This is a genomic window from candidate division WOR-3 bacterium, from assembly GCA_039801365.1.
In the GTDB taxonomy this organism is placed as follows: domain Bacteria; phylum Hydrothermota; class Tepidihabitantia; order Tepidihabitantales; family Tepidihabitantaceae; genus JBDRUN01.
In genome coordinates, this window is sequence record JBDRUN010000021.1 from 24,473 (window position 1) to 30,472 (window position 6,000).

Genomic DNA, 6,000 nt, shown 5'->3' on the forward strand with positions numbered 1-6,000 from the left:
TTCCTTTTGAGTACATTCTTGGTGAGGTAACGCGAGGAGTTGCGCCCTCACGCGGATAGCGCTATAATCCGCCTGAACCGCTTGAGGCGAGATTTGACGCCAATCGTTCTGACGCTTCTCCTGCTAGTCTCCAGTCCTGCCGGCGCGAGCGAACAGGTGAAGCGACTTGAGTGGACCGACCCACAGGGAAGAAAGCCCCTGAACTATGCTAGGTGGGTTGAGACGCACAAACACTTGACTGATGCCTCGTGCATCGGCTCGGTGACGCAAATCGGTGACGGTAACGTCGTGGATGTAGTGGTCAATGCGGAACTTTATCCGCAGATTACGGCTGAACTGAGTCAGTATCAAACTGACCTTGTTTCCGCGGGTTACGCAGTACGGATTGACACGATGCGGGGGTTTTCTCACGTCGCGCTGCGAAACCACCTGGCCGCGGTCACAGACATTGCTGGCGCGGTACTGGTCGGCGACCTGCCGGTCGCGTGGTACGAAGACGGCTGGGGTACACCGACAGGTGAGGAGTTCCCGATTGAACTTTTCTTCATGGACCTCAACGGCACCTGGGTTGATGCGGATGCGGACGGCCTGTACGACGACCACACCGGTAATACTGCACCGGAAATCTGGGTCGGCCGCCTGGATGCCTTACCCTTGACTTGGGACGATGAGGTCAGACTGATGCGGCGGTATTTCGCAAAGAACCACGCGTACCGCTCCGGCGGCCTTGTGCTGCCGGACCGGGCGCTCGCGTACGTTGACGACGACTGGACCAGTTTCGGCAACTGCAATCTAAATCTCGTCTATGCGAACGTGACTACAGTTACCGATCAGAATACGACCCGGGCATCGGATTATCGGGCAAGGCTGGCTGCCGGCTACGAGTGGATTCAGGTATGCAGCCATTCTTCGCCTTGGGGGCACACGTTCAGCACGCCGACCGGCTATTCGGGCACGGTATTCAACACCGAGGTGTATGCGATTCGACCTCGGGCGCACTTCTACAACCTGTTTGCCTGTTCCGGGACCAGGTTCGTCGAAGAGAATTGCTCTGTCGGGTGGGACGTGTTCCAAGACGACTACGGTCTTACCGCGGTGGGCAGTACCAAAACCGGTTCGCTGCTCCACTTTGCCGACTTCTATACCCCGCTCGGACAGGGAAAATGCATCGGCGAGGCGTTCCGGCTCTGGATGGTGAAGTGGGCTGAGGCGGACCGGGACTGGTTCTACGGCCTGAACATTGTCGGCGACCCAACCTTGAAGCCGCATGGCGGACAGAATTATTGTGGAGCTGCAGACCCGGGTTCAGATGCAAGCGGGTCGAGCGCCAATTTGCGCGCGCTCTCCTCCTGCGAAGAGAAAGAGAAGGAAACAGGAGAACCGGACGGAGAATTGGCAAGCTTGTCCGAGGTGGTGGGCACTCATCCGGAAACAGACGACAGTCCGGATATCATGAGCATGCCGGACGGCAAGGTATGGGCAATATGGAAATCTGGCCGGAGTTCGACAAATGGGCGGTTTGATATCTTCGCCTCGGTTCGGTCTGGCGGTGTTTGGTCGAGTCCGTACAACGTCGGTAATGCCTACTACTGGGAAACCGACCCGGTACTCGGTCTGGACCAAGCCGGCCGGCCGGTAGCGGTCTGGGCGGTGTTCACCGACGACTACCACTACAACCTCTCTTACAGTATCTGGACTGGCAGCTCGTGGTCCGCGGCCCAGCAACTGTCCGAAGACTGCTCATCCGACCTTGCACCAAGCCTTGCCCGGGATTCTTCCGGCATCCTCTGGTGCCTATGGACCAGCCGCCGGGACCTTTTCGCAGACGTCTTTGTCTCGTCCTACAACGGCTCGACCTGGAGTTCTCCTGTGAATATCACCAGGGACAGCGCAACTGACCTGTATCCGTGTGCAGCCGCTACTCCAGACAACAGGGTTTGGGTCGTGTACACGAGTCTGCGCAACGGCGCGGCGGAAATCTGGGCGCAGTACCGGTCAGGTAGTCTGTGGTACCTTACCGGCCCAGTTTCAGGTGCGCAGCGTAAGGCATACCGGCCAGCGGTTGCGGTCGGACCTAGAGGCCAGCCGATAGTATGCTGGCAGAGTTTTGACCAAGGGAACGGTGACATCTGCTACAGCCGGTACGACGGCTTGAACTGGTCAACGCCGGCAGTGGTGGACTCAGATACAAGTCTTGACGTGAGGCCAAGGGTGTGCACCGACGTCGAAGGCAAGCCATGGGTTGTATGGATGAGCGCGCGTCCGGGGAACTGGGACTGCTACTACTCGTACTTCGTGTCCGACCAGTGGACAAGAGCGCAGCCGGTTGCGGCAATCCCCGGCCCAGATATGAATCCAGACATCGCGGCGACGCCATCCAGTATGTGGGTGGCATGGCAGAACCTTACGTCCGGCAACTGGGACATCTTCGCACAAACTCTGCCCCTGAGCGGGTGCAACGAGAGAAAAAATATGCTCCATCGTGGGGTACAGGCAAGTCCCAACCCGTTCCGCAAAATCATCAACGTGCAGTTTACCGCTTCCTTTCCGGCAGACCTGTGGATATCTGACGCATTGGGCCGCCTCGTGCGTACGCTGGCTGTCGGCCGCCAGCGCTCCGCCGTCAGCTCGGTGTCCTGGGATGGCCTTGATGATGCCGGCAGCCCGGTCCCAGCCGGTGCTTACTTCATCCGCGCAGGCAGCGGATGCTCGGAAATTACTCGAGTCTTACTGGTGCGCTAACCTTGCATTCATGCATGCCAGATGCGGTCGTACCCCGCCACGAGTGAGCGGTTAAACGACAACTGGGAAACAGTGAAAGAAATCAACAGACTTCCCTCGTTCCTGCTGCGCGCGGTATCTTTTGAACATGGCCGGCTCACAATCATTGATCAGACCCAGCTTCCTGCCAGAATCGTCCGCATACGACTAAGAAGCGCGGCCGAAGCTGCGGATGCGATTCAGCGTCTGGCCGTACGCGGTGCACCCAACATCGGTGTTGCTGCCGCGTACGGGCTCGCAGCCGAGGCGAATCGGCTTCCAGACAGCCAGCTGCGTGCTGGGCTTGCGCGGGCTGCGCGGCAGCTCGTACAGACCAGGCCTACCGCGGTCAACTTGAAGTGGGCAGTAGAGCGGGTAATGGCCTGTATTCCGGACTCGGGCGTTAGCCCGGCAGAAGTGCGGCAGCGAGTTGTGCGGGCGGCCAGTGAGGTCGAGCAGCAGGAAGTCAAAGCTAGTCTGGCAATTGCCAGACACGGGTCTCGGCTAGTTCCTGATATGGCCACGGTGCTGACAATCTGTAACACCGGAGCTCTGGCCGGACCTGGCTTAGGCACGGCACTCGGCATCGTTTTTGCCTGTCACACGCAAGGTCGGCGCGTCCGGGTCGTCGCGTGTGAAACCCGACCTCTGCTCCAAGGCGCAAGACTCACGATGCTTGAGCTGAAGCGAGCTCGGATCCCGGCTCTACTTATCACTGACAACACGGCTGCTTCGATAATGTCCAAGTGTGATGTTGTAGTCGTCGGCGCGGACCGGGTCGCGGGAAATGGCGACTTTGCGAACAAGGTCGGCACCCGGATGCTGGCCGTCTTGGCGCAGGAATGTACCAAGCCGTTCTACGTGGCAGCACCCAGTTCCACATTCGACCTAGCGTGTCCCACCGGCAAGAACATCAAGGTAGAGCAGAGGCCTTCAGAAGAAGTGACCTCGTTCGGCTGTACCCGGGTCGCTCCGCGGAACGTGCGTGTATTCAATCCTGCGTTCGATGTGACCCCGGGCCGGTTCGTCACCGCGTTTGTAACCGAGAAGGGCATCATCCGGCGACCGTACATCAAGAACATCGCCCGGACACTTCGCGATAAGAAGTAGCGGCCCGGAGCAGGTCCGGGCCGCGGGAAGGTCACCGGAAGTTATTCGGTCGTAACGGTCACCGACTCCATTACGACGGGTTCGACCGGCCGGTCCATTGGACCCGTCTTGACCTGGCCAAGCTTCTCCAACACGTCAAGGCCCTCGACCATATCGCCGATCACGGTGTACTGACCGTCGAGCTGAGGCAAAGGCTGAAGACACAGGTAAAACTGAGATCCAGAGGAACGCCGTTGAGGATTAACCTGATCGCCGGTCCGAGCCATGGCAAGTGAGCCCTTCAGGTGCTTGCGGCCGATTTCGGCTTCCACGGTGTAGCCCGGACCGCCGGTACCATCGCCCTTCGGGTCGCCACCCTGGACGACGAAACCTGGTACGATGCGGTGAAATGTCAAGCCGTTGTAGAATCCCTTGATGGCGAGATTGGCGACGTTGGTGACGTTCTTGGGGGCGTCTTTAGTGGCAAACTTGACTTTCATCCTGCCATAGCCCTTGACAGCAATGTTAAGGTACAGATTTTCAGGCAGGGCGCTGGCCGTAAGCGTATCTTTCAGGGGGCCTCCTTTAGTTACAGGTTCTGCTGGGCCTTTTGGTGTCGGCGCACCGGCCGCGGACTCGACCGGAACCACGGCCGCAGTTTCCGATGCTTGTCCGGCCAGCATCGGCACTGACTGCTGTGCCTTCTGTCCACCGCATCCGGCAAGGGACATGACGAGCGCGGTAATCGCTAAGACCGTCTTCACTATGAACCTCCTAGGGTCTGTTTCCTGACTGCCTGACGGGCATGATTCTACTGGTCTGTAGCCGATGTCAAGTAATGAATCCGGCAAAAGAAAAGAAGGCCCACCCCGAGCCTTCTTTACTTTCATTGCTTTCGGAAGCAACACCTGTAGCGTGTCCGGGTCGTGCGAGTCTCTTAGAAAGGAGGTGATCCAGCCGCACGTTCCCGTACGGCTACCTTGTTACGACTTCGCCCCAGTCATCGGCCCCGCCTTGGACCCTCTCAAGGGGGGTCTTCGGGCGTTGCCGACTCCCATGGCGTGACGGGCGGTGTGTACAAGACCCGGGAACGTATTCACCACTGCATGCTGATCAGTGATTACTAGCGATTCCATCTTCAAGCAGGCGAATTGCAGCCTACTATCCGAACCATGGCCGCTTTTGCAGGATTGGCATCACCTCGCGATGTAGCATCCCATTGTAACGGCCACTGTAGGACGTGTGTAGCCCTGGGCATAAAGGCCATGATGACTTGACGTCATCCCCGCCTTCCTCCTCCTTGACGAAGGCAGTCCCCTTAGAGTGCTCCCTTGCGGGTTGGCAACTAAGGGCAGGGGTTGCGCTCGTTGCGGGACTTAACCATACACCTCACGGCACGAGCTGACGACAGCCATGCAGCACCTGTGCAGGCTCAAGGAGTAAATCCAAGTCGTTTCCCTTTCGGGTCCCTACCACCTGCATGTCAAACCCAGGTAAGGTTCTTCGCGTAGCATCGAATTGAACCACATCCTCCACCGCTTGTGCGGGTCCCCGTCAATTCCTTTGAGTTTCAACCTTGCGGCCGTAGTCCCCAGGCGGTTCATTTAACGCGTTAGCTCCGGCACGGGGAAAACTCCCCACGCCTAATGAACATCGTTTACAGCTAGGACTACCAGGGTATCTAATCCTGTTTGCTCCCCTAGCTTTCGTGTCTCAGCGTCAGGTGCGTACCAGAGACCTGCCTTCGCTATCGGCGTTCCTTCCGATATCTACGCATTTTACCGCTACACCGGAAGTTCCAGTCTCCTCTTCCGCCCTCTAGTCCGGTAGTTTCCATAGCAGTTTCCCGGTTGAGCCGTGAGCTTTCACCATGGACCCGCCAGACCGCCTACACACCCTTTACGCCCAGTGAATCCGGACAGCGCTTGCACCCTACGTATTACCGCGGCTGCTGGCACGTAGTTAGCCGGTGCTTCCTCTGGCAGTACCGTCACCGTCCGGTCAGTTACTACCGTACGGCATCGTTCCGCCTGTCAGGAGTTTACATCCCGAAGAACTTCATCCTCCACGCGGTGTCGCTGGGTCAGGCTTTCGCCCATTGCCCAAATTTCTAGACTGCTGCCTCCCGTAGGAGTGGGGACCGTGTCGCAG

3 protein-coding genes and 1 rRNA gene are annotated in these 6,000 nt (G+C 58.4%); 2 read left to right on the top strand and 2 right to left on the bottom strand.

Going from position 1 to position 6,000, the window contains the following annotated elements:
* Nucleotides 1-93: 93 nt before the first annotated feature.
* Entirely contained in the window at nucleotides 94-2,742 is a 2,649-nt protein-coding gene (locus ABIL25_04445; protein ID MEO0081529.1) for a FlgD immunoglobulin-like domain containing protein, read from the top strand.
* 21 nt (nucleotides 2,743-2,763) lie between these two features.
* Entirely contained in the window at nucleotides 2,764-3,870 is a 1,107-nt protein-coding gene (gene mtnA, locus ABIL25_04450) for an S-methyl-5-thioribose-1-phosphate isomerase (protein MEO0081530.1), read from the top strand.
* Between the two features lie 41 nt (nucleotides 3,871-3,911).
* Here mtnA and ABIL25_04455 read toward each other — a convergent pair whose 3' ends face one another.
* Complete coding sequence (locus tag ABIL25_04455; GenBank protein MEO0081531.1) at nucleotides 3,912-4,613, bottom strand: peptidylprolyl isomerase; 702 nt, start codon at nucleotides 4,611-4,613, stop codon at nucleotides 3,912-3,914.
* 177 nt (nucleotides 4,614-4,790) lie between these two features.
* Nucleotides 4,791-6,000 (bottom strand): 16S ribosomal RNA (locus ABIL25_04460); the annotation flags it as partial.